Here is a 24,688-nt window from a genome sequence, read left to right on the forward strand (position 1 = left end):
TTCGGCATGGTGCCGCGCGGCGAAGTGGGCGTGGTGATCGCCAGCCTCGGCCTCGCCGCCGGCGTGTTCAACAACCGCGTCTACGCGATCATCGTGGCGATGTCCCTGCTGACCGCGATGGTGACGCCGCCGGTGCTGGCGTGGCTGCTGCGGCATACGCCTGCGGTCGGTGACGCCGGCAAGGCGGATGAGTCGTCGCCATGACACCTGCGCGCGCTTCCACCAGATGCCGGCAGCCTCGTTCACGTAACGTGGGGGTAGTCACAGCATAAACTTGCGTTCGACCGCATTAATACCGTACCCGTCACCCAGGAGCTCCCCGATGAACGCCAAGTCCCTGCTCGCCCTCTCCTTTGCCACCGTGCTCGGCTTCGCCGCCAGCGGTACCGCCGCCGCCCAGAGCAACGGGGTGCTGGTGCGCAACGACGGCATCTACCTGCGCTGCGACCAATGCGGCACCGTGCAGCGCGTGGACCAGAACATCACCCAGGGCGGCGGCCACGGCACGGCCGGCGCGATCATCGGCGCCATCGCCGGCGGCGTGCTCGGCAACCAGGTCGGCAAGGGCAACGGCAGGAAGCTCGCCACCGTGGGCGGCGCCGTGGGCGGTGGTTTCGCCGGTAATGCCATCGGCAACAACGCCGGCAGCAGTACCAGCTGGATCGTGCAGATCAGGATGGGCAACGGCAGCTACCAGAACGTGCAGGTCAGGGATGCCAGCGCCATCCGCGCAGGCGACCTGGTGCAGGTCGACGCGAACGGAAACATCCAGCGGATCCAGTAACGACCGGACCGCGAGAAGCAAAGCGCCCCGCAAGGGGCGTTTTGCTTGGCGGAGATCCTTCCGCACCGCAGATCAAGCTCCCTGCCCGTTGCCGCACGCGGCCGCCGGCCGAGGATCGCGGTTGCGCCACGTGGCCGGGCAAAGCGCATCCGAGCGCTTGACCCCGTCCTGCGGCGCCCGCATCCTGCCCGTCTTCACTCGCCAGAAACCCCACGCATGAGCAGTCGCTACAACGCCGCCGACATTGAAGTCCTTTCCGGCCTGGACCCGGTCAAACGCCGCCCGGGCATGTACACCGACACCACCCGCCCCAACCACATGGCGCAGGAAGTGATCGACAACTCGGTGGACGAGGCGCTGTCCGGCCATGCGAAAGCGATCGAGGTGGTGCTGCACGCGGACGGTTCGGTCGAAGTCACCGACGACGGCCGCGGCATGCCGGTGGACATCCATCCGGAAGAAGGCATCCCCGGCGTGGAACTGATCCTCACCCGCCTGCACGCGGGCGGCAAGTTCAGTGGCAAGAACTACAACTTCTCCGGCGGCCTGCACGGCGTGGGCGTGTCGGTGGTGAATGCGCTGTCGCAACGCGTGGAAGTCACCATCCGCCGCGACGGCAACGAATACCGCATGGCGTTCGAGCACGGCGACCGCGTGAGCGAGCTGCAGGTGATCGGCACGGTGCCGAAGAAGAAGACCGGCACCACCGTACACTTCTGGCCCGATCCGAAGTACTTCGACTCGCCGAAGATCTCGCTGTCGAAACTCAAGCATCTGCTGCGCGCCAAGGCCGTGCTGTGCGCCGGCCTTTCGGTGAAGCTCACCGACGAAGCCAGCGGCGAAACCAGCGAATGGCTCTACGAGGACGGCCTGCGCGACTACCTGCGCGGCGAGCTCGACGGCGGCGAAGTGCTGCCGGCGGATCTCTTCGTACACCACATCGCGCGCGACACCGAGGGCATGGACGTGGCGCTGGCCTGGTTGCCGGAAGGCGAGCTGGTGCAGGAAAGCTACGTCAACCTGATCCCCACCGCGCAGGGCGGCACCCATGTCAACGGTCTGCGTTCGGGCCTCACCAACGCCATCCGCGAGTTCTGCGACATCCGCAACCTGCTGCCGCGCGGCGTGAAGCTGGCGCCGGAGGACGTGTGGGAGCGGCTGGCCTTCGTGCTCAGCGCCAAGCTGCTCGATCCGCAGTTCGCCGGCCAGACCAAGGAGCGCCTCTCCTCGCGCAACGCCGCCGCGCTGGTCGAGAACGTGGTGCACGACGCCTTCAGCCTGTGGCTGAACCAGAACGTGGACAGCGGCGAACGCATCGCCCAGCTCGCCATCGAGCGCGCCAGCGCGCGGCTCAAGGCCGCCAAGCAGGTGGTGCGCAAGAAGATCGTGCAGGGCCCCGCCCTGCCCGGCAAGCTGGCCGACTGCACCTCCACCGACCTCTCGCGCACCGAGCTGTTCCTAGTGGAAGGCGACTCCGCCGGCGGCAGCGCCAAGCAGGCGCGCGACAAGGAGTTCCAGGCGATCCTGCCGCTGCGCGGCAAGATCCTCAACACCTGGGAAGTGGAGTCGACCTCGGTGCTGGCCTCCGAGGAAGTGCACAACCTCGCCGTGGCGATCGGCTGCGATCCCGGCAAGGACGATCTTGCCGGCCTGCGCTACGGCAAGGTCGTGATCCTCGCCGACGCCGACTCCGACGGCCTGCACATCGCCACCCTGCTCAGCGCGCTGTTCCTCAAGCACTTCCCGCACCTGGTCAGCGAAGGCCACGTATTCGTGGCGATGCCGCCGCTGTTCCGTGTGGACGTGGGCAAGCAGGTGTTCTACTGCCTCGACGAGAACGAAAAGCAGGCGATGCTGCAGAAGATCGAGCGCGAGAAGATGAAGGGCGCGGTCAGCGTCACCCGCTTCAAGGGCTTGGGCGAGATGAACCCGCCGCAGCTGCGCGAATCCACCATCCACCCCGACACCCGCCGCCTCGTCCAGCTCACCGTGGACGGCGACGACGGCACCGCGAAGCTGATGGATCTGCTGCTAGCCAAGAAGCGCGCCAGCGACCGCAAGGCGTGGCTGGAAGAGAAAGGCGACCTCGCCACGCTGGAGGTCTGAACCCGACCTGTGCACCCGGCCGCTTGCCGGCCACCGGTCCAGCCGGCATGCTGTCGCGCATGCCGGCCCTCTTCGCCATCCGCATCCCGCCCCGCGCAACGCGCGGGCTGGAAACGATCGCCGCATGAGCAGCAGCCCGGCCGAGCGCGAGGAACTCTCGCGCATCCTTGTCGCTGCAGGCCATGGCGATCAACGCGCCTTCGCCGAACTGTACCGGCGCACTTCATCCAGGCTGTTTGGCGTATGCCTGCGCATGTTGCGTGACCGCGGCGAAGCGGAGGATACGTTGCAGGAGATCTACACCACGGTGTGGCGCCGCGCGGGAAGCTTCGATCCGGCCCGTGCCAGCGCCATCACCTGGTTGGTCACGCTGGGACGCAACAAGGCGATCGATCGCCTGCGCCAGCATCGCGAAGCGCCGTTGCCGGACCCGGCGATCGCGTTGGACCTCGTCGACGAGCAGCCCTCGCCCGCCACGGATGCCGAACTCAGCCAGGAGCGCCAACGACTCGAACGCTGCCTCGACGCACTCGAGCCCCAGCACAAGGCAGCCGTGCGCGCAGCCTTTTTCAGCGGCGCCACGTATAACGAATTGGCGGCACACTGCAGCGTGCCGCTGGCCACCATGAAAAGCTGGATCCGGCGCAGCCTGATCCGCCTGCGGACCTGCCTGGAGTCATAAGACGGCGCGATGAATACGCCTACCGACCACGATCGCGACGATCTGCGTTACGCCGAGTACGTACTCGGCGTGCTGGATGCCGATGCGCGTGCCGCGGTGGAGCGGGAGATCCACGACAACCCACAGGCCGCCGCGGCCGTTGCGTTGTGGCAACGGCACCTGCTGCCGCTGAGCGAGGACATCCCGGCAGTGGCGCCCGCCGATTACGTGTGGGCGCGGTTGCAGTCCGGACTCGGTCTCGCCCCCGACATCCCGGCTCCCGCACCGGCACGCCGCCGGCTGTGGGACAGCCTGCCCCTGTGGCGCTGGCTCGGCATCGGCGCCAGCATGCTGGCTGCGGCCTGTCTGGTAATGCTGTTCAGCACGCCGCTCCCTGCACCGATCACCGTCGGCGCGCAGTACATGGTCTCCAGCATCCAGCAGGACAACGGCATCACCGGATGGACCGCCGCCATGGACATCCAGCACGCGCAGATGGTGGTGGTGCCGGCCACTCCGGCAGCGATCGCCGGCGACCGCTCGCCCGAACTGTGGTTGATCCCGCCCGGCGGCAAGCCGATGCCGCTGGGCGTGATCGCGCGCGACAAACCCACCACGGTGAAGCTGCGCCCCGATCAGCTGGCCAACCTGACCGCCAAGGCATTGCTCGCGGTGTCGGTGGAGCCTGCCGGCGGCTCGCCCACCGGCCAGCCCACCGGCCCGGTCGTCGCGAAGGGCCCGATCAGCGGCGCTTGAACCCTTTCCGCGGCGATTGCATCCATTTCGCCGCAGCCCACGTATCTCCCAACGCTTCCGCTCCGGAAGTCCATGTCATCGAGACGAGGGAGATCGCACCATGAAAGTTCTCAGCCATCGTATCCGCATGCTGTCAGCCGCACTGGCGCTTGCACTTGCCACCGTAGCCGCCGCTCCGGCCGCCATCGCCGCACCGCAAGGCCAAAGCATGGATAAAACCGTGATGGTCGGCGGCGCGGCGATGTATCCGTCGCGCAACATCGTCCAGAACGCCGTCAACTCGAAGGATCACACCACGCTGGTTGCTGCGGTGAAGGCCGCGGGCCTGGTCGACACACTGGAAGGCCCAGGGCCGTTTACCGTTTTCGCGCCGACCAACGAAGCGTTTGCCGCGCTGCCGGCCGGCACCGTCGACAACCTGCTCAAGCCGGCGAACAAGGCCACCCTGGTAGGAATCCTCACCTATCACGTGGTACCCGGCCGCCTGACCGCAAGCGACCTGGCCGCCAAGGTCGCCGCCGGTGGCGGCAAAGCCGAACTGAAGACCGTGCAGGGCGAAGACCTGACCGTCAGCAAGGACAGCAGCGGGTGGGCCGTAACCGACGCCAAAGGCAATACCGCCCACATCACCATCGGCGACGTGATGCAGTCCAACGGAGTGATCTTCGTGATCGACAAGGTGCTGATGCCGTAAGCACGGAAACGGAAACCGCCCCGCCAATCCGGGACGGTTTCCGTCGCGGTATCCGCAGCGCTAAGGTAGGAGTACCTACCACGGATCGCCGCGCATGGCCCTGACGCCCCCGTTCGACCTCAGGCACTGGATAGACGAGCACCGCCACCTGCTGAAGCCGCCGGTGGGCAACAAGTGCATCGTGGACGGCGACTTCATCATCATGATCGTCGGCGGTCCCAACGCGCGTACCGACTATCACCACGACGAAGGCCCGGAGTTTTTCTACCAGCTCGAAGGCGAGATGGTGCTGAAGGTGCAGGACGAGGGCACGGCGCGCGACATTCCGATCCGTGCCGGCGAAATCTTCTACCTGCCGCCACGCGTGCCGCATTCGCCGCAGCGCATGCCCGAGTCCGTCGGCCTGGTGATCGAACGTCGACGCCTACCACACGAGAAGGACGGCCTGCTGTGGTTCTGCGAGCGCTGCAATCACAAGCTGTACGAGGAGTACTTCATCCTCGACAGCATCGAGCGCGATTTCCCGCCGGTGTTCGAGCGCTTCTACCGCTCACGCGAGGCGCGCACCTGCCAGGAGTGCGGACATCTCAATCCCGCGCCCGAACGCTATGCGTAGCAGCCCGTCCCGCGCGAGGCGGCCCTGACGCTCGAAGCGAAAGCCGGGCAACGGATGCGTTTCTAGAGCGGACGGTCCAGCCACTTGCGGGCCATGCGCCGCAGCGAGTCGTCCGTCTTCGCGTCGAAAGCGATCTCGCGCACCGGCTTCCACGCCAGCGCAAGCGACTCCGCGCTGATCGCGAACGCCTCGTTGCCGGTGGCGCGCACCACGTAGCGCACGTCGTAGTGCCAGTGCTCCGGCTCGTGGCCGCGTGCCGGGATGCGGTGGCGATCGATGTCGAAGATGCTGGTTTCCACCGCCAGGCCGCCCAGGCCCGATTCCTCCTCTGCCTCGCGCAATGCCACGCGGGCGAGATCGGCATCGCCATCGGCATGGCCGCCAAGCTGCAACCACCGCCGCAGCTTGGCGTGATGGGTGAGCAGCACGCGTTCGCCGTCCGCGCTCATCAGCCAGGCCGACCCGGTGAAATGGCCGACGGCATGGCCGCGTTCGAACACGGCGGCGTGCGAGGAAAGAAACTCCTCGAAGTCGGCGACGGCTTCGCCTTCTTCGGGGTGGCGCGCGAGATAGTCGTCGAGCGCGGCGGCAATCCGCGGAAAATGGAGTGGCATGACTTGTGGCAGAGGCGCGAAAAACAAAGCGGCATTCTAGCTGCATCGCGTCTTGTCCCCCTCCAACCGCTCGGCTATGGTTGGGCGTCCGTCGGCTCGTCGCGCCCCTTTTCGTCGCGTTTCCGTTCGAGCGTGACGCCGTAGTTTCCCGGGGAGCAACACATGCTGTTCAAACGCGTCAAGCCGATCGATCAGATCATCGCCACGGCGGAGAAGAAAAGCCTCACCCGCCAGCTCGGCGCCTTCCAGCTCACCATGCTGGGCATCGGCGCGATCATCGGCACCGGCATCTTCGTGCTCACAGCCGAAGCGGGCCAGAAGGCCGGCCCCGGCATGATGATCGCGTTCGTGATCGCCGCGGTGGTCTGCGCGTTCGCCGCGCTGGCCTATGCGGAGCTCGCCGCCATGGTGCCGGTGGCGGGCTCGGCCTATACCTATACGTATGGTGTGCTCGGCGAGGGTGTCGCCTGGATCGTGGGCTGGGCGCTGGTGCTGGAATACACCATCGCCGCCAGTACGGTCTGCGTGGGCTGGGCCGGGTACGTCAACGGCCTGCTAGCGCATGCCGGGTTCGGCTTGCCGCACTTCCTGCAGGCTGGCCCGATGGACGGTGGCAGCTTCAACCTGCTGGCCTGCCTGATCGGCCTGGCGATCACCGGCCTGCTGGTGATCGGTACTTCGAAGTCGGCCAAGGTCAACACTGTGCTGGTGCTGGTCAAGATCGCCGCCCTCACCGCCTTCATCTTCGTCGCGCTACCGGCGGTGAAGGATCAGAACTTCACACCCTTTGTGCCCAACGGCTGGGGCAGCCCGATGGGCGGCATCGGCGTGCTGGGCGCGGCGGCTTCCATCGTGTTCGCCTACATCGGCTTCGACGCCATCTCCACGGCGGCCGAGGAAACCAAGAACCCGAACCGCAACATCCCGATCGCCCTGATCGGCTCGCTGGGCGTATGCACTATCTACTACCTGCTGGTGAGTTACGCCGCGGTGGGTTCGGTGGGCGCGCAACCCATGCTGGGGCCGAACGGCATGGCTCTCGAGCCGGGGACGCCGGCGTTTGCCGCGGCCTGCGACGGTTCGCAGGCACTGGTGTGCAGCAAGGAGGCGCTGGCCCACGTGGTGCGCCTGCTCAACCACAACACCATCGCCGCCTTCATCGCCTTCGCCGCCGGCATCGCACTGCCGTCGGTGATTCTGACGATGACCTACGGCCAGACCCGCATCTTCTTCACCATGTCGCGCGACGGCCTGCTGCCCAGCAAGCTGGCGAAAATCCACCCGCGCTTCCACACGCCGCACATCATCACCCTGATCACCGGCACCTTCGTGTCGCTGTTCGGCGCCCTGTTCCCGGTGGGCATCCTCGCCGACATCACCAACTCGGGCACGCTGTTCGCCTTCATCATGGTGGCGATCGGCGTGCTGATCCTGCGCCGCACCCAGCCCGATCGCCCGCGCCCGTTCCGCACCCCGATGCCCTGGGTGGTGTGTCCGCTGGCGGTGATCGGCTGCCTGCTGCTGTTCCTCAATTTGTCGAACGAAGCCAAGATCACGTTCTTCGTGTGGGGAGCGATCGGTCTGGTGGTGTATTACCTGTACGGCCACCGCAAGAGCCACCTGGCCCGCGGCGTCGAAGCGGACTGACTCGCGCATACATCGTTCGTCACGCCACCGGCACGACCCAGTCGTGCCGGTCTCATTTCCGGAAGCCCCATGTTCAAGCAACTGCTCGCCCGCAAGATCGATTTTTCCGGCGCTGACGGCGCACACGGCGTCACGCTGAGGCGCACGCTCGGCCCCTGGGGGATCACCGCGCTGGGCATCGGCGCCGTCATCGGCACCGGCATCTTCGTGGTCACCGGGCAGGCAGCGGCCGAGCATGCCGGTCCGGCGGTGCTGCTTTCCTTCATCCTTGCGGCGATCTGCAGCGGCTTCAGCGCCCTGTGCTACGCCGAATTCGCCACGCTGATACCGATCTCGGGCAGTTCCTATTCCTACGCCTACGCCACGCTGGGCGAGCTGGTGGCCTGGTTCATCGGCTGGAACATGGTGCTGGAGTACGGCATCTCCGCTTCAGCCGTCGCGGCCAGCTGGACCGGCTATTTCGTCAGCCTGCTCGGCGAGGTCGGCATCCATTTGCCCAAGGCGCTTACCGACGCGCCGCTCGCCTTCACGGACGGCCACCTCGTGGCGACCGGCCATTTGATGAATCTGCCTGCGGTGGCCATCGTGATGGCACTGACGGCGCTGTGCTACGTCGGCATCAAGGAATCGTCCGGCCTGAACGTGCTGATGGTGGCGCTGAAGGTGGGCCTCATCATCATCGTGGTGGTGGCCGGCTACCGCTACATCAATCCGGCCAACTGGCACCCCTTCATCCCCGACAACGTGGCGCCGGGCAAATACGGCTGGTCGGGCATCATGCGCGGCGCGGCGATGGTGTTCTTCGCCTATATCGGCTTCGAGGCCACCTCCACCGCTGCGCAGGAATGCAAGAACCCGCAGCGCGACCTGCCGTTCGGCACGCTGGTGTCGCTGGTGATCTGCACGGTGCTCTACCTGGCGATGGCGGCCGTGCTGACCGGCCTGATTTCATACACCCAGTTGGACACGCCCGATCCGGTGGTCACCGCCATCAAGAACATCCCGCAACTGGCATGGCTGCGCTGGGTAGTGGAGATAGGGGCCCTGATCGGCCTCTCCTCGGTGATCCTGGTGATGATCATCGCGCAGCCGCGCATCTTCATGATCATGGCGCGCGACGGCCTGTTGCCGCCGGTGCTGGAACGCATCCATCCACGCCACCGCACACCGCACATCAACACGATAATCACCGGCGTCGGCATCGCGATCCTCGCCGCGGTGTTTCCGCTCGACCTGCTGGCCGACCTCACTTCGATGGGCACGCTGATCGCGTTCGTCGCGGTGTGCGCGGGCGTGCTGATCCTGCGCTACACCGCGCCGGAACTGCATCGCGGTTTTCGCGTGCCATGGGCGTGGGTGATCTGCCCTGCCGGCGTGCTGAGCTGCCTGACGCTGCTGGGTTTCATGTCCTGGTTCAACTGGATGCTGATGATCACCTGGACGGTGATCGGCCTGGCGATCTACTTCGGCTACGGCTACCGGCACAGTAAACTGCGCCGCGCCCAGGCTGCCAGCTGAGCCAATAAGTCGCCAAAATCCCGAAAAATCGTCCATTTTCGGGATAAGACGCAGATAACGAGAAAGTCGCCGCCGAATCGAGCCTGCACCCGGCCCAGGCTCGACATCCAAAAACAAATCCTTTCCCTTGAAGGACTTAACGGAATATTTCCGAAAGAGTCTCGACTATCCACAGCCATAGCCCTCGGCCAGGGGTATGATCCCAAGTCCGAGGGTTGATCACTTGGCAGTGGGCCCCGGATCGCAGCCCGGCACGTCAGATGGGTAGCTCCTCAAACCTGACGTGCCGGGCAGCACTTTTCCTGCAGCATCCCCTCCTCCGATTCCAGCCGCGCATCGCGCGCAGCGATCGTGTCCGCGCGACTGCGATCACAGGGAATCTTTGCAGTCATTCTGGATCGCGGGAATCAGACAAGCCCCCATCCTTGCCGCTCGTTCCAAACAAAAAGGCCGGCAACCCTTGCCGGCCTTTGCCGTATCGACGGCGGTGTCTCGTATGCGATCAAGCCTTGGGCGAATGCGACACGCACCAACCCTTCGCACTGACGGCCTTGCCCGGGAACAACGCACAGGGACCGTAGCCCGTCGCGCCGCCGGAGTAGAACTGGCAGTTGGCGCAACTGTCGCCGGCCTTGTGCTTCGGGTCGGTGGTCTTGCTGGCGTCTTCCACGTAGCCCAGCGCCTTGGCCGTTTGGTCGGCATCGCTCACGTGCGGCAGATCCGCAGCGCGCGCAAGACGCGGGAGCGCGCCACCCAGCACAGCCGCAGCTGCCGTGGTGCCGGCAGCCAGCTTCAGGAAACGGCGACGCGATTCGTTGTTTTCGTCATGCGACATCGGAAACCTCCGTCATGGGAAAGAAGCCCACCGCGCACCGCGATGGAACCATTCGCGCATGCTACGCCCGCCACCGCACCCGCAGCGCGAATGGCTCGCATTTGGCGACGGCAGGTTGTCGCAGGGCATTCACCCCGGCGTGGTATCATCGCCCTCTCGTTTGGACGTCCATTTGCATGAGCCAGCACCTGCCCGACTCGATCCCGGCCGACCTTTTCGCCGCACGCGCCGACGCCATCGCCGACGCCGCGCGCGAGCTGGCGCTGGCCGGCTGGACGCCGGCCACCAGCAGCAATTTCTCGATGCGCGTCGATGCGCAGCATGCCGCGATCACCATCTCCGGCCGCGACAAGGGCAAGCTGGGCCGCGACGACATCATGTTGGTGGACATGCAGGGCAAGGCCGTAGGCACCGACGCCCGCCCCAGCGCGGAGACCGAATTGCATACCCACGCCTACCGCCGCTTTCCGGAGACGAACGCGGTGCTGCACACCCATTCGCGCACGCAGAGCGTGGCCTCGCGGCTGTTCGCGCGCGACGGCGTGATCCGGCTGCAGGGCTGGGAACTGCAGAAGGCCATCGCCGGCCACACCACCCACGAAGGCGTGCTGGAAATCCCCGTCTTCCCCAACACCCAGCACATGCCTGAACTGGTGACGCGCGTGGATGCCTGGCTGGATGCCGGCAAGCCGCTCGCGGCCTACCTGATCGACGGGCACGGCATCTACACCTGGGGCCGCGACATGGCCGAGGCACGCCGCCATCTGGAGGCGCTGGAATTCCTGTTGGGCTGCGAACTCGACCTACGGAGACTCAACGCATGAGCCGTCTGCGCATCTTCGACGAAAAACACCCCGACGCGCCGCTGTCCGTCCATGCCGAGCACGCGGCCATCGCCCGCGAACTGGGCAAGGTCAGCGTGCGCTTCGAGCAGTGGGCGGCCAACCAGCCCATCGCGCCCGGCGCCAGCCAGGACGAGGTGATCGCCGCCTATCGCAGCGACATCGACCGGCTGATGCGCGAGGAAGGCTACCAATCGGTGGATGTGATCAGCCTCAAGCCCGACCACCCCGACCGTGCCACGCTGCGCCAGAAATTCCTCTCCGAGCACACGCACAGCGAGGACGAGGTGCGTTTCTTCGTCGCCGGCGCCGGCCAGTTCACCCTGCACATCGAAGGCAAGGTGTACGACGTGCTGTGCGAACAGGGCGACCTGATCGGCGTGCCCGACGGCACCCGCCACTGGTTCGACATGAGCGAGGCGCCCTACTTCGTGGCGATCCGCCTGTTCACCAACAAGGACGGCTGGGTCGCCAACTTCACCGGCAGCGACATCGCGCAGGGGTTCCCGCGCATGGAGCCCATCGCGGCCTGAGCCTCGTTTCCTGCGAGGGGAAGGGTTTGGCACGCGAGGCCGGGTAAACTGTCAGCTCACCACGCCAAGCAGCAGCCATGCCCGAAATCCGCGCCATCGTCACCGATATCGAAGGCACCACCAGTTCGATCAGCTTCGTCAAGGACGTGCTGTTTCCCTACGCGCGCAAGCGCCTGCCCGCCTTCGTCGAAACCCACGCCGACCGGCCCGAGGTGCGGCATTGGCTGCACGAAGCGGCGAAGGAAGCGGGCTACATCGAGGCCAGCCGCCAGGAAGTGATCGAGCTGCTGCTGCGCTGGATCGACGAGGACCGCAAATCCACGGCGCTGAAAGCCCTGCAGGGCATGATCTGGCAGGAGGGCTACGAAGCCGGCGACTACCGCGCCCACGTCTATCCCGAAGTGGCGGCACGGCTGCGCGCATGGCGCGCCGAAGGCTTGCGCCTCTACGTGTATTCCTCCGGCTCCGTGCCGGCGCAGAAACTGTTCTTCGGCTACAGCGAAGCGGGCGACCTCACGCCGCTTTTCGCTGGTTATTTCGATACCGAAACCGGGCCCAAGCGCGAGCAGGCTTCCTACGAAAAAATCGCCGAGGCCATCGGAGAGCAGCCGCAGCACCTGCTGTTCCTCTCCGACATCGTCGAGGAACTGGATGCCGCGCGAGCCGCCGGCTTCCACACCGGCTGGCTGCTGCGACCGCCACAGGCGATGCCCGCCGAGCCGCGCCATCCCGCCTATACCGATTTCGACGCCATCACCATCTGAGCCAACCGCTGCATGCGCACCGCACTCACCGCACTGTTCGCCTTCGCCGCCGGCATCCTGCTGATGCTATGGCTGCCCGGCCATGCTTCTTCGCCGTCCACTACCACTACCACCATGATAGCCACGACGAGCAGCGTCGCCTCGGCCAGCTCCGCTGCAGACGATGGCGACGACGAGGGCGATGCCAACAACTGGCCGCAGCAGGGCCCCACGCCCGAGCAGGTGCAGTACGCCCAGCCGAAGATGCTGCAGGACGAGCTCGCGAAGCTCGGCCCGCGCGTGCCCGGCAAACCCAACCTCTACCTGGTCACCTTCGCCGGCGATGGCAGCCAGGACGTGTTCCGCAACGAAGCCGAGTATGCGGCCAAGCTATTCCGCGAACGCTTCGGCGCCAGCACCCACACCCTGGTGCTCGAGAACAACCCCGCCTCGCTGTCCACCTACCCCATCGCCGGCTGGAACAACCTCGAAACCGCGCTGGACGGCCTGTCCAAGGTGATGCAGCCCGACGACATCCTGATGCTCTACGTCACCACCCACGGCAGCGACGACCACGAGTTGCTGGTGGACATGGATCCGCTGCCGCTGGACCAGATCGGCGCCCAGGATCTCGCGGACATCCTCAAGGAGCACGCGTTCAAGTGGAAGGTAGTAGTGGTCAACGCCTGCTATTCCGGCGGCTTCATTCCGCCGCTGGCCACCAAGGGCACCCTGGTGCTCACTTCCGCACGCACCGACCGCAGCTCGTTCGGCTGCGGTACCGAATCGGACCTCACCTACTTCGGCCACGCCTTCCTGGTCGATGCCTTGAACCGCACCGACAACTTTGCGGATGCCTTCGGCCAAGCCAAGACCGAGATCGCGCAGTGGGAACAGCGCGACAAGCTCACGCCGTCGGAACCGCAAAGCTATGTGGGTGACGGCATCGAAGGCCAACTGGATGCATGGCGCAAGGGCATCGTGCCGGGCCCTTCCGTGCGGTTCATGGCGGCGCCGCCGGCACCCGCTTCCACGGCGGCGACTCCCTGAGCGGTTGCTCAAAATCCTCGCAGCCCAGGCCGTAGCCTACTGCCCTCCGGCCTTTGGGCCGGCTTCGCCGTTCGCTACCACTCCTGCGGCGGCATAGGCCAGCAAAGAGAAGCCGTTCGAGTGTCGGCAGGCGGCCGAAACCGCTTTGTTACTCGCGCTGCCGGGCTGGCTCTAAGGCAGTGCTTCAACGTGCGGCGTGGCGCCGCACCAGCACATCCGTGGCATCGGCCAGCGACAGCCCGCGCGCACGCAACAGCACCGTAAGGTGGAACAGCAGATCAGCCGCCTCGCCAAGCAGTTCCTCGTCGCCTTGCGCCACGGCAGCCAGTGCGCTTTCCACACCCTCTTCGCCCACTTTCTGGGCGATGCGGCGGACGCCGCCTTCGAACAGTTTCGTGGTGTAGCTGCCTTGCGGGCGCTCGGCATCGCGGCGCGCCACCAGCGCGTCGAGCTCGGCAAGAAAGCCCAGAGGCGGACTCGCATCGTTGCCGAAGCAGCTGGACGTTCCGTTGTGGCAAGTCGGCCCGTGCGGCTCCGCCTGCACCAGCAGCGTGTCGGCGTCGCAATCGACGCGAATGGATTTCAATGCCAGCACATGGCCGGAGCTTTCGCCCTTCGTCCACAGGCGCTGCTTGCTGCGGCTCCAGAACGTGACGTGGCCGCTGCGTTGCGTTTCCGCCAGGGCATCCGCATTCATATAGCCGAGCATCAGCACCTCGCCGCTCAGCCAGTGCTGCACGACGGCAGGCAAAAGGCCATCGCCCTTGGGCCAGTCGAGTCGCGCCGGATCGATGTGGGTCTCGGTCATCATGGATGTCCTGTGGTGCAAGCGTAAAGAGTGCGGCCGTGGATGGCCATCCGTCCGGCTTTCGCGATCAAGGACGATCGCATGGACCAAGGCGCACGGCCACACCCTGTTCGTGCAGGTAACGTTTGAGTCCGGGAATCGCGATGGCGCCGGAATGGAACACGCTTGCGGCGAGCGCGCCGTCCACGTCGGCTTCGGCGAAGGCATCGCGGAAATGCTCGATGGCGCCGGCACCGCCCGAGGCGATCAGCGGCACGCGGCACAGCACACGCACTGCATTGAGCTGTTCGAGGTCGTAGCCCTGGCGCACACCATCGCTGCCCATGCAGTTGAGCACGATCTCGCCCGCACCCAGGCGCTGCGCCTCGGCCACCCAGTCGAGGGTGCGGCGCGCCAGGGCGCGCGTTTTCGACGGGTCGCCGGTGTACTGGCGTACGCGCCATTCGCCGTCGGCGTCGCGCAGCGAATCGACGCCCACCACCACGCACTGCACACCGAAGGCGGCCGCCAGTTCGGCGACCAGCTCCGGGCGTTCCAACGCCGGAGAGTTCACCGACACCTTGTCCGCGCCTGCATGCAGCACGGCGCGCGCATCGTCCACCGAACGGATGCCGCCGGCCACGCAGAACGGGATATCGATCACCCGTGCCACCTTCTCCACCCAGCCGCGGTCCACGCTGCGCCCCTCCGGGCTGGCGGTGATGTCGTAGAACACCAGCTCGTCGGCACCTTCGTCGCGGTAGCGCAGCGCGAGATCAACGATACCGCCCATCGCCACGTGGTCGCGGAAACGCACGCCCTTGACCACCTGGCCGTCGCGCACGTCGAGGCAGGGAATGATGCGCCGGCTCAGCATGCCAGTGCCTCCGCCACGGTGAAGCGGCCTTCCAGCAAGGCGCGTCCGAGGATCACGCCGCGTGCGCCGGCTTCGCGCGCCGCACGGATGTCGTCCAGCGAACGCACACCGCCCGAGGCCTGCACCGCCAGTTGCGGCACGGTGCCGGCGAGGTGCCGGTACAAGTCGAGATTGAAGCCCGCCAGCATGCCGTCGCGTTCGATATCGGTGCACAGCAGATGGCGCGCGCCGCGCGCGGCGTACCACGGCGCGAGTTCGTCCAGCGTGCGCGTTTCCGCCTCGGTCCAGCCCGCGCTGGGCAAGGTCCAGCGGCCTTCGATATTGCGGGTATCGAGCGCCAACGTGAGCCGTTCGGCACCGTGCTTTTCCAGCCAGCCAGACACGCGCGCGGGATCGCGGATCGCCACGCTGCCCACCACGACGCGCGACACGCCGGCATCGAACAGGCGCTGCAGATCGGCCTCCTCGCGCACCCCTCCGCCGGCTTGCACCTGCATGCCGTCACGGGCGATGGCCTCGATCACCGCGAGATTGTCGAGGCTGCCCGAACGCGCGCCATCCAGGTCGACCAGGTGCAGCCAGCGCGCGCCGGCCTCGGCATAACGCTGCGCCACGGCACGCGGATCGTCCGAATAAGTAGTCTGCTGTGCGTAGTCGCCCTGCTTCAGGCGCACCACGCGGCCGCCGCGCAGGTCGATGGCGGGAATCACGGCAAAAGTCATAGGGCGAGAAAATTCTTGAGGAGCCTGGCGCCGACGGCGGCGGAGCGCTCGGGGTGGAACTGCATGCCGTGGAAGTTGCCGCGCGCGATCACGGCGGAAAACGGTTCGCCGTAATTCGCCGAAGCCAGGGTCCACTCGTTCACCGGCACGGCATAGCTGTGCACGAAATACGCCTGCTCGCCTTCGGCCAGGTCTCTCAGCAGGGGATGCTGGCGCCGGGCCGATAAATCATTCCAGCCCATGTGCGGCACGCGCAGACCAGGCTGTTCGGCGAAGCGGCGCACCGTGGCCGGGATCAGGCCAAGGCATTCGGTATCGCCCTCCTCCGAGTGCGCGCAGAGCAGCTGCATGCCCAGGCACACGCCAAGCACCGGCTGAGTCAGCGAGCGCATCAGTTCGACCAGGCCCAGCTCGCGCAGTCGCGCCATACCCGGGCCCGCCGCGCCCACGCCGGGCAGGATCACCTTGTCGGCAGCGCGTATCGTCGCGGCATCGGAGGTCAGCGCCGCATCCACGCCGAGGCGCTGCAGTGCGTAGCGCACCGAGCCGATGTTGGTGCCGCCCGCATCGACCAGCACCACGGCCATTACAGCGCTCCCTTGGTGCTGGGCAATTCGTCGCCTTCGCGGCGGATCGCCTGGCGCAGCGTGCGCGCCACCACCTTGAAGCAGGCTTCGACCATGTGGTGCGCGTTGTCGCCGCGCACCGCGAGATGCAGGTTCGCACCCAGCGTTTCGCACAGCGAACGGAAGAAGTGCGGCACCATTTCCACTGCCACTTCACCCACGCGTTCGCGCGGGAAATGGCCCTCGAACACAAAATACGGTCGCCCGGAAAGATCCAGCCTGGCCTCCGCCGCGCTCTCGTCCATCGGCAGACAGAACCCGTAGCGGGCTATGCCGCGCTTGTCGCCCAGCGCCTGCTTCAACGCCTGCCCCAACGCCAGCGCGCAATCCTCGACGGTATGATGTTCGTCGATGTGAATGTCGCCGTCGCAGGAAAGTTCCAGCGCGAAACCGCCGTGCTTGCCGATCTGCTCCAGCATGTGGTCGAAGAAGCCGAGCCCCGTGTGCACCTTCGGCTCGGCCACCTTGTCCAGGTCGACGCGCACGCGGATGCGGGTTTCCTTGGTATTGCGTACCGCTTCGGCGATGCGCGGCGCATCCAGCATCAAGTGCGCCACTTCGCCCCATGCCATGCCTTGCGGCCCCACGCGCAGGCCGCGCACGCCGATGTTCGCGGCAAACTTCAAGTCGGTTTCGCGGTCGCCCACCATCGCGGAAGCCGCGCGGCTCCAACTGTCATCAGCTAGCCAACCGCGCATCAGGCCGGTACCGGGCTTGCGCGTATCCAGGCTCTCGTGCGGGAAACTGCGGTCGATCAGCACTTCACGGAAACGGATGCCCTGCGAGGACAGGATGCGCAACAGCAACTCATGTGGCCCCCGGAAATCCGCCTCCGGAAAACTCGCCGTACCGAGGCCATCCTGGTTGGTCACCATCACCAGTTCGTAGCCCGCGGCGGCGAAGCGCTGCAGCGCGGCGATCACGCCGGGCAACAGCGCCAGCTTTTCGTAGCTGTCGATCTGCTCGTCCTGCGGCTCCTCGATCAGGCAGCCGTCACGGTCGACGAACAGGATCTTGCGTCCGCTCATGCCGCGCCCCGCACCGTCGCCGAACTGGCCAGCACGGCCAGCACCTGCGCATTGTCTGCCGGCGTACCGACGGTGACGCGCAACGCGTCGCCCAGGCCCGGATAGCGGCGTACGTCGCGCACCACAATACCGGCGTCGAAGAGGCGGCGATACGCGGCCTCGGCATCGTCGAAACGCACGGTGAGGAAGTTCGCCTGCGACGGCAGCACGCCACGTACGCCCGGCAGTCGGGCCAGCGCCGCACGCATGCGCGCACGCTCGCTGCGCACCACGTCGATGTGCGCACGGGCATTCGCCTGGCCCCAACCGGACAGCGCGAGCAGGGCCGCGTCCACGCTGGGCAGGGGCAACGGATACGGCGGCATGATCCGGCGCAGCAATGCGATCACGTCCGGGTGCGCGAGCAGGCAACCGATGCGCGCGCCTGCCAGCGCCCAGGCTTTGGAGAGCGTGCGCAGCACGGCAAGGTTGTCGTAGCGTTCCAGCAGGTCGGCCACGCTGCCTTCGTCCGCGAACTCCACATAAGCCTCGTCCACCACCAACAGTGCGCGTCCGTCCAGCGCCCGCACCAGGCGCTCGATGTCGCCGCGCGGCACCACACTGCCGGCGGGATTGTTCGGCGTGCAGACGAACACCAGTTTCACCGCATCGGTGACCGCAGCAAGCACGGCATCCACGTCCAGCGTGAAGTCGCCGCGCAACGGCACCTCGATCACGGCCGCATCCTGGATGCGCGCGCTTACCGCGTACATGCCGAAGGTCGGCGGCTGGATCAGGATCGCGTCGCGCCCTGCGCGGCAGAACGCCCGCACCAGCAGGTCGATGGCTTCGTCGCTGCCGCGGCCCACCAGCAACTGCTCGCGGCGCACTTCGTACAGGCGCGCCAGCACATCCACCAGCGCCGACGGCTGCGGTTGCGGATAGCGGTTGCAGCCCGTGCCCACGTCGCCGGTCGGCGCCCACGCCGATTCGTTCGCATTGAGCAGCAGCTGACCGCCGCTGGCTTCCATGCGCGCCGAGGAATACGGCTGCAAGGCGCGGATTTCCGCCCGCGCAAGATCGAGCACGCTCATTTCGTCGCCTCCAGTTCGGCCAATCGCAAAGTCACCGCGCGGCGATGCGCCTCAAGCTGCTCGGCAGCCGCCAGCGTGGCGGTGCATGGGCCGATGGCCCGCAGCCCGTCGGCCGAAAGCTCCTGCACGGTGATCTGTTTCTGAAAGCTGGCCACCGATACGCCGCTGTAGCTGCGGGCGTATCCGTAGGTGGGCAGCACGTGGTTGCTTCCGCTGCAGTAGTCGCCCACCGACTCGGGCGTCCACGCACCAAGGAATACGGAGCCGGCGCTCTCGATGCCGGACAACAGCGCGCGCGGCGCAGCCACCTGCAGGATCAGGTGCTCAGGCGCATAACGGTTGCTCACTTCAACCGCCTGCGCGGGCGACGACACGGAAATCAGGCGGCTCTGCGCCAGCGCCTGCCGGGCGATGCCCGCGCGCGGCAGCTCGGCACATTGGCGCTCGACTTCCATCTCGACGCGATCCAGCAGCGCAGCGGACTCGCTGACCAGGACTACCTGCGAATCCGGACCGTGTTCGGCCTGCGACAGCAGGTCGGCAGCGACGAAAACCGGATTGGCTTCCGCGTCGGCGATCACCAGCACTTCGGATGGACCCGCCGGCATGTCGATGGCCGCGCCGTCCGGCTCGGACGACACCTGCAGCTTGGCTTCGGTGACCCATGCGTTGCCGGGTCCGAACAGCTTGTCGCACTTCGGCACGGAAGCCGTGCCATAGGCCATCGCGGCGATGGCCTGCGCGCCGCCCAGCTTGAACACCTTGTGCACGCCGGTGAGGCGTGCCGCATACAAGACCGCCGCGTCGCAACGGCCATCGGTGCGCGCCGGCGAGCACAGCAGCACTTCGCGGCAACCGGCGATGCGTGCCGGGACGCCCAGCATCAGCGCGGTGGAAGGCAGCGGCGCGCTGCCTGCCGGGACGTACAGGCCCACACGTTGGATCGGACGCAGCATGCGTTCCACGCACACGCCAGGCGCGGTATCCACGCCCACAGCCTGCGGCGCGGCAGCGCGGTGAAAGGCTTCGATGCGACCGGCGGCTTCGCGGATCGCCGATTTCAAGTCGGGAGCCAGCGACGCTTCGGCCTCGGCAAATTCGGCTTCGGTAACTTCGAGTTCCGCCAGTGCGCAGCGGTCGTATTTCGCGCTCAGTTCGCGCAGGGCTTCGTCGCCGCGAGTGCGGACGTCCGCGATGATGCGGGCCGTGCCTTCGCGCAGTTCCGCCGCGCGCGACTGCGCTGGCCGCGCCAGCGCAGCGCCGCGGCCCGGCTCGTCAAGCAGATCCCAGTCGATCCAATTCATGGCAGCTGGCCTTTCATGCAAGCATCTTCTCCACGGGAAGGACGAACATCTCGCGCGCGCCGGCCTTCTTGATCTCCTCCAACTGGCGCCAACTCACCTCGCCCGCGCACAGCGCCTGCAGCATCAGCTGGTCGGGCTGGCCGGCCACCGGCAACAAGGTGGGCTGCGGGCCGCCGGGCAGCAACCGGGTCACCGCTTCCAGCGTGGCGCGCGGGGTCTGCAGCAGCAGCAGGCGCGATTCGCGCACCTGGATCACGCCGTCGAGACGCTTCAGCAGCAGTGCGACCAGATCGCCGCGCTCGTCCGCCGGCAGATTCTGCGGGCCGGCCAGCACCGCTTCGCTTTCGAGCAATACGTCGGCCTCGCGCAGCTGGTTCGCCACCAGCGTGCCGCCGCTCTGCACCAGGTCGCAGATCGCATCCGCCGTGCCCAGCTTCGGCGCGATTTCCACCGAGCCGGCCAGGGTCACCACGCCGGCGTCGACGCCATGCTCGCGCAACCATGCGCCAAGCAGGCCCGGATACGAAGTGGCGATGCGCTGGCCGGCCAGTTGCGCCGGTTCGCGGTAGGCGGATTCCTGCGGCACCGCGATGGACAGCCGGCAGCGGCCGAAGCCCAAGGGGCGCAGCTCGGCCAGCGGCTCCTGCCCGCGTCCGTCGGTGAGGCGGAATTCGTCGAGCACGTTGCGCCCCACGATGCCCAGCTCGCACACGCCTTGCGCGATCAGGCCGGGAATGTCGTCGTCGCGCACCAGCAGCAGGTCCACCGGCTCGCCTTCGCCGAAGCAGAACAGCTTGTCGCGGCTTTGCCGGAACGTGAGGCCGCAACGCTTGAGCAGCTCCAGCGCCGGCTCGGTCAGCCGACCGGATTTCTGCATCGCGATGCGCAGGCGGTCGCGGGGCTTCATGCGCGAGCCCTCTTCGCAGTGGCACGGCGGCGCGAGGCACGCGCCGCCGCGGCAAGGTAGCCGCCATTGCCCTGGTTGAGGAAGCGCGCCACGCGGCCGATGGTGGTGATGCTCACCGCGGTGCGCTCGTGGATCTCGCGGTAGGCCACGCCTTCCAGCAGGAACGGCACCACGCGCCAGCGATCCACCAGCACCTCCAGTTCGGCCGGAGTGCAGAGGTCGCGCAGGAATGCCTCCATCTCGGATTCGTCCTTCAGCGACAACAGGGCCAGGCACAGGCTCTGCTCGGCCGACTCGGCGGGTGTCTCGGGGTCCAGCGATCGACGTTTCATAATGTATTAACGCGTTAGTACATTGGAACGCGATTGTAGGACGTGCCGACGCCCTTCGCAACCCGCCACCCACCGGCTGCATTCAGCGAAACATCACTATCCGGAGCACGGGAACATTGGCGGTACCGGTCCCTGGTACCGCATCGACGACTCCAGGGGCCTTTTTCCGCGAATCGCAGCCAAGAAAAAACCCCGCACCAGGCGGGGTTCTTCATGACACGCCGAGGAATCGACTCAGGCCGACTTCTTCTTCGGCGCGGCCTTCTTCGCGGCGGCCGGCTTGGTCACGGTCGGCTTGGCGCCCACCACGGCCGGCTGGGCGCCGTGCACGCGGGTATTGCCGTAGCTGCCGCGGTAGGTCTTGCCACGACGGGTCTTGCGATCGCCCTTGCCCATGGGAATCTCCTCAGGAATACATGATGGTTCGCAATGATAGCAGCGCCGGCGACGGTGCCATAGCCGGCGCGGGACTCAGCCGTGGCCGTGGCCGGCACAGCCCTGCGGCTGGTCCAGGCAATCCTCGGGGTCGATCTGCACGGTGACGTGCTGGATGCCGAAGCGCTCCTGCAGGAGCCGGTTGATCGCGCGCAACGCCTGCGCGGCATCGCCTTGATCGTGCAATTCGGCATGCAGGGTGGCCATGCGCGAACCGGAAGCCAGTTGCCACACGTGCAGATGATGGATGCCCCGGATCGCGGGATCAGCGCCATTCAACGCAGCTTCCACCTCGGCGCTGTCCATGCCCTCAGGCACGCCTTCCAGCAGGATGTGCGCCGAACGGCGCAACAGCTGCCACGCGCTGCCAAGGATCAGCACGGCCACCAGCAGCGACAGCACCGGGTCGGCCCAGAGCCAGCCCAGCCAGCGGACCACCAATGCCGCGAGCACCGCCGCCACCGAACCGAGCAGGTCGCCCAGCACGTGCAGGCTGGCGCTGGCCAGGTTCACGTCGTCGTGCGAATGCCCATGCAGGCTGCGCAGCACCAGCACGTTCACCAGCAGGCCGACGAGGGCCACTACCAGCATCATGCCCGACAGGATCTCGCCCGGATGCAGCAGCCGCTGGACGGCCTCCCACGCCACCCAGCCCACCAACACGAACTGGCTGATGGCATTGACGAAGCCGACCAGCACCTCCATGCGCCCGTAGCCATAGGTGCGCCGCGTATCGGCCGGCCGTAATGCGAGACGCGCGCCGACGTAGGCCATCAGCAGCGCCAGCGCGTCCACCATCATGTGGCCGCCATCGGTAAGCAGCGCCAGCGAGCCCGACCACGCGCCGCCGACTATCTCGGCCAGCATCGTGATCGTGGTCAGCGCGAAAGCGACCAGGAGTTTGCGGCCGCGCGGATCGGCTTGCACCGCATGGTCGTGACCGTGACCGCGCGCATCGGTGGCGCGCGAATGCGGATGATCGTGTTGACAGGAATGCACGTTGCTCATGCGCAAATGCTAGGAAACGCCGGTGGCGTTACACAATCACCGCACGGCCTCGCGCGCGCCTTCACCACGGAACGACCTGGCCGAAACGGTCGAGATACTGCAGGCCAGGCACACCGCGCTTGGCGATCAGCAGATCGACCAGCAGCGGCACGCTCTCCTCGACCGTGTAAGGTGCCTCGGGGCCGCCCAGGTCGGTACGGATCCAGCCTGGAGCGAGCACCGCCATGGCGCGCGGGTTCGGTGCCTCGCGCGCCGCGAAGCTGCGCATGAACATGTTCAACGCAGCCTTGCTGCCGCGGTAGACCTCGCGCATACCGGTTTCGTTGTTCGCGATGCTGCCCTGCCCGGACGACATCGCGCCGATCAACCCATCCGCCGGCACGAGGTCCTGCAGCGCCTCGATGACGCGCATGGGACCGAGCGCGTTCGTCACCATCACGCGGACGAATTCTTCCGTGGACACGTCGCCGACATGCATGTGCTGATCGCGCGTTGTGGTTCCAGCGTTCACGAACAGAATGTCGAGCGTGCTGCCAGCGAGGCGCCTGCGCAGGGCGGCGATCTGCTCCGCCTCGTCGATGTCCAGCATCTCGATCCGGACGCGGCCCGGGTGCTTCTCCGCCAGGCCATGCAGCTCGGTTCGGGAGCCCGATCTGACCGTGCCGATGACATGCCATCCACGGCCAAGGAATCCGGCCGCCAAGGCGGCGCCCAGCCCGCGCGACGCACCGACGATGAGGATCGTGGCAGCAGTTGGCATGGTCTTCGCGCTTCCGATGGCGCTCAGTGCGCGCACTGCGGACCGTGCACATGCGTGTCGGCATGCGCATGGCGGCGGTCGATATAGAGGTTGACGAAATGCGCCGAGGCCACCAGCAGGCCGCCGCAGGTCACCATCACGCTATGCACGATGAGGTGCTGCCCTTCCGACACCCAGACGACCCCAAGCACCAGCAGAAGCAGCCCCGGCACGGCAAGCCGCAGCGGCAACGCTTGATGATGCCGGCGATAGCCGCCGACCAGGGCGAACAGTGCCAGCGAAGAGGCGAACAGCACGAAGTTGCGCTCGAAGCGGTGCCCGGCGAGAAACTCCAGCCCGAGCAACGGCAACACCGTGAGCACGAACGGCAGCAGCGCACAATGGATGGCGCACAGGAACGAAGCCGCCGCCCCCACGCGATCGGCCAGATGCCACCAGCGCGAGGATTCCGCCACTTCGCCCACGACGGCAGCGCCCGTGGCCACAGGCTGCAGCAGCACGCTGTCGGTATTGGCGGAGCTTCCAATCCTGTCCATGGCTGAAATGTTACTTTATAACACTCGTGCCGCACAAGCGACGATGCCGCCGGCCAAGGGCCGACTCAGGATTTGCGGCAGCGTTTGCACACACCGTGCACTTCCAGGGTCTGCGCCTGGGCGCGGAAACCCAGCGCCTTGGCCTGCACCTCGATCAGCTCGGCCACACGCGGGTCGCAGACCTCCTCGGCACCGGAGCAGACGTCGCAGATCAGGAACGGCACCTGGTGCGCCTCGGCCGGGTGATGGCAGGAAACGAAGGCGTTGATCGACGACAGCTTGTGGATGAAGCCCTGTTCCAGCAGGAAATCCAGGGCGCGGTACACCGTAGGCGGCGCCGCGTTGCCATGGCGTTCGCGCAACTGGTCGAGCAGGTCGTAGGCCTTCACCGGCTTGTTCGCAGCAGCAACCAGTTCCAGCACTTCCATGCGCAGCGGGGTCAGGCGCAGGCCGCGCTCTTCGCTGACGTGCGCCACCTCGCGCACGAAGCTCTTCGCATCGTGCGGGTGCGAATGATGGGTGTGCGGCTTGCTGGCGGCGTCATGGGCCAAGTGAACTCTCCTTCCCGAGAGATCATACATGCGCCCGAACCCGGCAGATGCAATGGCTCAGCGCCGCAGCGGCGGCGGCTCGACGCGCGGCCGGGCACGCGGGCGATGCCACACCACCAGCCAGCCTATCGGCCCCAGCACCAGGGCCCACACGACGCCCTGCCACAGGCGGCCACGCCACCAGCCCAGCAACGCCCCCACCGCCACGAACAGCAGGTTCCACCAGAACAGCGCTGTCCACGGCATCATCGCCCACAGGTTCAGGAACACCTGCCAGAACGCGCCGGGCGAATCCAGGTCGACGCCATGCGTTGCGCGGGCAAGCAGTTCGTCCACGTCGCGG

At 66.7% G+C, this 24,688-nt stretch carries 30 protein-coding genes; 13 read left to right on the forward strand and 17 right to left on the reverse strand.

The features are described from left to right. The 7 genes from IHE46_RS14720 to IHE46_RS14750 form a co-directional block, all read left to right on the forward strand. The coding region (locus tag IHE46_RS14720; protein WP_192165424.1) for a cation:proton antiporter at positions 1 to 204 on the forward strand (204 nt) is incomplete at its 5' end. 118 nt (positions 205 to 322) lie between these two features. Beyond that, a complete protein-coding gene (locus tag IHE46_RS17185; protein ID WP_192165425.1) occupies positions 323 to 784 on the forward strand; it encodes a glycine zipper 2TM domain-containing protein in 462 nt (153 codons plus the stop codon). Positions 785 to 1,000: 216 nt separating this feature from the next. Further along, positions 1,001 to 2,890 (forward strand): DNA topoisomerase IV subunit B, encoded by a 1,890-nt coding sequence (gene parE / locus IHE46_RS14730; RefSeq protein WP_192165426.1) that lies wholly within the window; start codon positions 1,001 to 1,003, stop codon positions 2,888 to 2,890. Between the two features lie 124 nt (positions 2,891 to 3,014). Continuing rightward, complete coding sequence (locus IHE46_RS14735; RefSeq protein WP_192165427.1) at positions 3,015 to 3,572, forward strand: sigma-70 family RNA polymerase sigma factor; 558 nt, start codon at positions 3,015 to 3,017, stop codon at positions 3,570 to 3,572. Between the two features lie 9 nt (positions 3,573 to 3,581). Continuing rightward, complete coding sequence (locus tag IHE46_RS14740; RefSeq protein WP_192165428.1) at positions 3,582 to 4,307, forward strand: anti-sigma factor; 726 nt, start codon at positions 3,582 to 3,584, stop codon at positions 4,305 to 4,307. Positions 4,308 to 4,434: 127 nt separating this feature from the next. Beyond that, the gene (locus IHE46_RS14745) at positions 4,435 to 5,001 is read left to right on the forward strand and encodes a fasciclin domain-containing protein (RefSeq protein WP_225563101.1); all 567 of its coding nucleotides are present in this window, start codon (positions 4,435 to 4,437) and stop codon (positions 4,999 to 5,001) included. Positions 5,002 to 5,095: 94 nt separating this feature from the next. Then, the gene (locus IHE46_RS14750; RefSeq protein ID WP_192165430.1) at positions 5,096 to 5,617 is read left to right on the forward strand and encodes a 3-hydroxyanthranilate 3,4-dioxygenase; all 522 of its coding nucleotides are present in this window, start codon (positions 5,096 to 5,098) and stop codon (positions 5,615 to 5,617) included. Between the two features lie 62 nt (positions 5,618 to 5,679). On the opposite strand, the gene IHE46_RS14755 is transcribed toward IHE46_RS14750, so the two are convergent. Beyond that, positions 5,680 to 6,231 (reverse strand): NUDIX hydrolase, encoded by a 552-nt coding sequence (locus tag IHE46_RS14755; protein WP_192165431.1) that lies wholly within the window; start codon positions 6,229 to 6,231, stop codon positions 5,680 to 5,682. A 162-nt stretch (positions 6,232 to 6,393) separates the two neighbouring features. Here IHE46_RS14755 and IHE46_RS14760 point away from each other — a divergent pair, with 162 nt between their 5' ends. Both IHE46_RS14760 and IHE46_RS14765 read left to right on the forward strand, forming a co-directional pair. Continuing rightward, on the forward strand, positions 6,394 to 7,878 hold the full coding sequence (locus IHE46_RS14760) for an amino acid permease (protein ID WP_192165432.1): 1,485 nt from the start codon (positions 6,394 to 6,396) through the stop codon (positions 7,876 to 7,878). A 69-nt stretch (positions 7,879 to 7,947) separates the two neighbouring features. Beyond that, positions 7,948 to 9,396, forward strand: a complete 1,449-nt coding sequence (locus IHE46_RS14765; protein WP_192165433.1) for an amino acid permease — start codon at positions 7,948 to 7,950, stop codon at positions 9,394 to 9,396. Positions 9,397 to 9,898: 502 nt separating this feature from the next. On the opposite strand, the gene IHE46_RS14770 is transcribed toward IHE46_RS14765, so the two are convergent. Continuing rightward, on the reverse strand, positions 9,899 to 10,231 hold the full coding sequence (locus IHE46_RS14770; protein ID WP_192165434.1) for a high-potential iron-sulfur protein: 333 nt from the start codon (positions 10,229 to 10,231) through the stop codon (positions 9,899 to 9,901). 176 nt (positions 10,232 to 10,407) lie between these two features. Between IHE46_RS14770 and IHE46_RS14775 the strand changes: the two genes are divergently transcribed. The 4 genes from IHE46_RS14775 to IHE46_RS14790 all read left to right on the forward strand — a co-directional run bounded on the left by IHE46_RS14775 (position 10,408) and on the right by IHE46_RS14790 (position 13,399). Then, positions 10,408 to 11,055 carry a methylthioribulose 1-phosphate dehydratase gene (locus IHE46_RS14775; protein ID WP_192165435.1) on the forward strand — a complete coding sequence of 216 codons (648 nt, stop codon included), beginning with the start codon at positions 10,408 to 10,410 and terminating at the stop codon, positions 11,053 to 11,055. Further along, entirely contained in the window at positions 11,052 to 11,606 is a 555-nt protein-coding gene (locus IHE46_RS14780) for an acireductone dioxygenase (protein ID WP_192165436.1), read from the forward strand. The genes IHE46_RS14775 and IHE46_RS14780 overlap by 4 nt, the downstream gene beginning before the upstream one ends. A gap of 77 nt (positions 11,607 to 11,683) precedes the next feature. Continuing rightward, on the forward strand, positions 11,684 to 12,370 hold the full coding sequence (gene mtnC / locus IHE46_RS14785; RefSeq protein WP_192165437.1) for an acireductone synthase: 687 nt from the start codon (positions 11,684 to 11,686) through the stop codon (positions 12,368 to 12,370). Between the two features lie 12 nt (positions 12,371 to 12,382). Continuing rightward, on the forward strand, positions 12,383 to 13,399 hold the full coding sequence (locus tag IHE46_RS14790; RefSeq protein ID WP_192165438.1) for a C13 family peptidase: 1,017 nt from the start codon (positions 12,383 to 12,385) through the stop codon (positions 13,397 to 13,399). A 184-nt stretch (positions 13,400 to 13,583) separates the two neighbouring features. On the opposite strand, the gene hisIE is transcribed toward IHE46_RS14790, so the two are convergent. From hisIE to IHE46_RS14865, 15 genes are all read right to left on the reverse strand, one after another. Beyond that, positions 13,584 to 14,207, reverse strand: a complete 624-nt coding sequence (hisIE, locus tag IHE46_RS14795) for a bifunctional phosphoribosyl-AMP cyclohydrolase/phosphoribosyl-ATP diphosphatase HisIE (protein ID WP_192165543.1) — start codon at positions 14,205 to 14,207, stop codon at positions 13,584 to 13,586. A 67-nt stretch (positions 14,208 to 14,274) separates the two neighbouring features. Next, the gene (gene hisF / locus IHE46_RS14800) at positions 14,275 to 15,063 is read right to left on the reverse strand and encodes an imidazole glycerol phosphate synthase subunit HisF (RefSeq protein ID WP_192165439.1); all 789 of its coding nucleotides are present in this window, start codon (positions 15,061 to 15,063) and stop codon (positions 14,275 to 14,277) included. Continuing rightward, positions 15,057 to 15,785 (reverse strand): 1-(5-phosphoribosyl)-5-[(5-phosphoribosylamino)methylideneamino]imidazole-4-carboxamide isomerase, encoded by a 729-nt coding sequence (hisA, locus tag IHE46_RS14805; RefSeq protein ID WP_192165440.1) that lies wholly within the window; start codon positions 15,783 to 15,785, stop codon positions 15,057 to 15,059. The genes hisF and hisA overlap by 7 nt, the downstream gene beginning before the upstream one ends. Beyond that, a complete protein-coding gene (gene hisH / locus IHE46_RS14810) occupies positions 15,782 to 16,372 on the reverse strand; it encodes an imidazole glycerol phosphate synthase subunit HisH (protein ID WP_192165441.1) in 591 nt (196 codons plus the stop codon). The genes hisA and hisH overlap by 4 nt, the downstream gene beginning before the upstream one ends. Continuing rightward, positions 16,372 to 17,439, reverse strand: coding sequence for a bifunctional histidinol-phosphatase/imidazoleglycerol-phosphate dehydratase HisB (gene hisB / locus IHE46_RS14815; protein WP_192165442.1), 1,068 nt, complete (start codon positions 17,437 to 17,439; stop codon positions 16,372 to 16,374). The genes hisH and hisB overlap by 1 nt, the downstream gene beginning before the upstream one ends. Continuing rightward, positions 17,436 to 18,512 carry a histidinol-phosphate transaminase gene (gene hisC / locus IHE46_RS14820; RefSeq protein ID WP_192165443.1) on the reverse strand — a complete coding sequence of 359 codons (1,077 nt, stop codon included), beginning with the start codon at positions 18,510 to 18,512 and terminating at the stop codon, positions 17,436 to 17,438. Before hisC ends, hisB begins: the two co-directional genes overlap by 4 nt. Beyond that, entirely contained in the window at positions 18,509 to 19,816 is a 1,308-nt protein-coding gene (gene hisD / locus IHE46_RS14825; protein ID WP_192165444.1) for a histidinol dehydrogenase, read from the reverse strand. Before hisD ends, hisC begins: the two co-directional genes overlap by 4 nt. A gap of 13 nt (positions 19,817 to 19,829) precedes the next feature. Beyond that, positions 19,830 to 20,723 carry an ATP phosphoribosyltransferase gene (gene hisG, locus IHE46_RS14830; RefSeq protein ID WP_192165445.1) on the reverse strand — a complete coding sequence of 298 codons (894 nt, stop codon included), beginning with the start codon at positions 20,721 to 20,723 and terminating at the stop codon, positions 19,830 to 19,832. Then, a complete protein-coding gene (locus IHE46_RS14835; RefSeq protein ID WP_192165446.1) occupies positions 20,720 to 21,055 on the reverse strand; it encodes a YerC/YecD family TrpR-related protein in 336 nt (111 codons plus the stop codon). The genes hisG and IHE46_RS14835 overlap by 4 nt, the downstream gene beginning before the upstream one ends. A 234-nt stretch (positions 21,056 to 21,289) precedes the next feature. Next, the gene (locus IHE46_RS14840) at positions 21,290 to 21,451 is read right to left on the reverse strand and encodes a 30S ribosomal protein THX (protein WP_077483554.1); all 162 of its coding nucleotides are present in this window, start codon (positions 21,449 to 21,451) and stop codon (positions 21,290 to 21,292) included. Positions 21,452 to 21,526: 75 nt separating this feature from the next. Then, positions 21,527 to 22,498 carry a cation diffusion facilitator family transporter gene (locus IHE46_RS14845; RefSeq protein WP_192165447.1) on the reverse strand — a complete coding sequence of 324 codons (972 nt, stop codon included), beginning with the start codon at positions 22,496 to 22,498 and terminating at the stop codon, positions 21,527 to 21,529. A 61-nt stretch (positions 22,499 to 22,559) separates the two neighbouring features. Continuing rightward, entirely contained in the window at positions 22,560 to 23,258 is a 699-nt protein-coding gene (locus tag IHE46_RS14850; protein WP_192165448.1) for an SDR family oxidoreductase, read from the reverse strand. A 23-nt stretch (positions 23,259 to 23,281) separates the two neighbouring features. Then, entirely contained in the window at positions 23,282 to 23,794 is a 513-nt protein-coding gene (locus IHE46_RS14855) for a MerC domain-containing protein (protein WP_192165449.1), read from the reverse strand. Between the two features lie 65 nt (positions 23,795 to 23,859). Then, positions 23,860 to 24,375 (reverse strand): transcriptional repressor, encoded by a 516-nt coding sequence (locus IHE46_RS14860; protein WP_192165450.1) that lies wholly within the window; start codon positions 24,373 to 24,375, stop codon positions 23,860 to 23,862. Positions 24,376 to 24,402: 27 nt separating this feature from the next. After that, positions 24,403 to 24,681: a hypothetical protein gene (locus IHE46_RS14865; protein WP_192165451.1), complete on the reverse strand. Its 279-nt coding sequence runs from the start codon at positions 24,679 to 24,681 to the stop codon at positions 24,403 to 24,405. Between the last annotated feature and the right edge of the window lie 7 nt (positions 24,682 to 24,688).

The organism is Rhodanobacter sp. DHG33 (assembly GCF_014843005.1).
GTDB lineage: Bacteria > Pseudomonadota > Gammaproteobacteria > Xanthomonadales > Rhodanobacteraceae > Rhodanobacter_A.

Bases quoted from the DNA above. Each gene is read 5' to 3' on its own strand.
- IHE46_RS14765 (WP_192165433.1), top strand. From the start codon at position 7,948: ATGTTCAAGCAACTGCTCGCCCGCAAGATCGATTTTTCCGGCGCTGAC.
- IHE46_RS14790 (WP_192165438.1), top strand. From the start codon at position 12,383: ATGCGCACCGCACTCACCGCACTGTTCGCCTTCGCCGCCGGCATCCTG.
- hisD (WP_192165444.1), bottom strand. From the start codon at position 19,816: ATGAATTGGATCGACTGGGATCTGCTTGACGAGCCGGGCCGCGGCGCT.
- IHE46_RS14770 (WP_192165434.1), bottom strand. From the start codon at position 10,231: ATGTCGCATGACGAAAACAACGAATCGCGTCGCCGTTTCCTGAAGCTG.
- IHE46_RS14745 (WP_225563101.1), top strand. From the start codon at position 4,435: ATGCTGTCAGCCGCACTGGCGCTTGCACTTGCCACCGTAGCCGCCGCT.
- IHE46_RS17185 (WP_192165425.1), top strand. From the start codon at position 323: ATGAACGCCAAGTCCCTGCTCGCCCTCTCCTTTGCCACCGTGCTCGGC.
- parE (WP_192165426.1), top strand. From the start codon at position 1,001: ATGAGCAGTCGCTACAACGCCGCCGACATTGAAGTCCTTTCCGGCCTG.
- IHE46_RS14735 (WP_192165427.1), top strand. From the start codon at position 3,015: ATGAGCAGCAGCCCGGCCGAGCGCGAGGAACTCTCGCGCATCCTTGTC.
- IHE46_RS14740 (WP_192165428.1), top strand. From the start codon at position 3,582: ATGAATACGCCTACCGACCACGATCGCGACGATCTGCGTTACGCCGAG.
- IHE46_RS14780 (WP_192165436.1), top strand. From the start codon at position 11,052: ATGAGCCGTCTGCGCATCTTCGACGAAAAACACCCCGACGCGCCGCTG.
- IHE46_RS14760 (WP_192165432.1), top strand. From the start codon at position 6,394: ATGCTGTTCAAACGCGTCAAGCCGATCGATCAGATCATCGCCACGGCG.
- IHE46_RS14855 (WP_192165449.1), bottom strand. From the start codon at position 23,794: ATGGACAGGATTGGAAGCTCCGCCAATACCGACAGCGTGCTGCTGCAG.
- hisF (WP_192165439.1), bottom strand. From the start codon at position 15,063: ATGCTGAGCCGGCGCATCATTCCCTGCCTCGACGTGCGCGACGGCCAG.
- hisH (WP_192165441.1), bottom strand. From the start codon at position 16,372: ATGGCCGTGGTGCTGGTCGATGCGGGCGGCACCAACATCGGCTCGGTG.
- hisIE (WP_192165543.1), bottom strand. From the start codon at position 14,207: ATGACCGAGACCCACATCGATCCGGCGCGACTCGACTGGCCCAAGGGC.
- IHE46_RS14840 (WP_077483554.1), bottom strand. From the start codon at position 21,451: ATGGGCAAGGGCGATCGCAAGACCCGTCGTGGCAAGACCTACCGCGGC.
- IHE46_RS14755 (WP_192165431.1), bottom strand. From the start codon at position 6,231: ATGCCACTCCATTTTCCGCGGATTGCCGCCGCGCTCGACGACTATCTC.
- hisA (WP_192165440.1), bottom strand. From the start codon at position 15,785: ATGACTTTTGCCGTGATTCCCGCCATCGACCTGCGCGGCGGCCGCGTG.
- IHE46_RS14750 (WP_192165430.1), top strand. From the start codon at position 5,096: ATGGCCCTGACGCCCCCGTTCGACCTCAGGCACTGGATAGACGAGCAC.
- hisC (WP_192165443.1), bottom strand. From the start codon at position 18,512: ATGAGCGTGCTCGATCTTGCGCGGGCGGAAATCCGCGCCTTGCAGCCG.
- IHE46_RS14845 (WP_192165447.1), bottom strand. From the start codon at position 22,498: ATGAGCAACGTGCATTCCTGTCAACACGATCATCCGCATTCGCGCGCC.
- IHE46_RS14775 (WP_192165435.1), top strand. From the start codon at position 10,408: ATGAGCCAGCACCTGCCCGACTCGATCCCGGCCGACCTTTTCGCCGCA.
- IHE46_RS14860 (WP_192165450.1), bottom strand. From the start codon at position 24,375: ATGTATGATCTCTCGGGAAGGAGAGTTCACTTGGCCCATGACGCCGCC.
- IHE46_RS14835 (WP_192165446.1), bottom strand. From the start codon at position 21,055: ATGAAACGTCGATCGCTGGACCCCGAGACACCCGCCGAGTCGGCCGAG.
- IHE46_RS14850 (WP_192165448.1), bottom strand. From the start codon at position 23,258: ATGCCAACTGCTGCCACGATCCTCATCGTCGGTGCGTCGCGCGGGCTG.
- hisG (WP_192165445.1), bottom strand. From the start codon at position 20,723: ATGAAGCCCCGCGACCGCCTGCGCATCGCGATGCAGAAATCCGGTCGG.
- mtnC (WP_192165437.1), top strand. From the start codon at position 11,684: ATGCCCGAAATCCGCGCCATCGTCACCGATATCGAAGGCACCACCAGT.
- hisB (WP_192165442.1), bottom strand. From the start codon at position 17,439: ATGAGCGGACGCAAGATCCTGTTCGTCGACCGTGACGGCTGCCTGATC.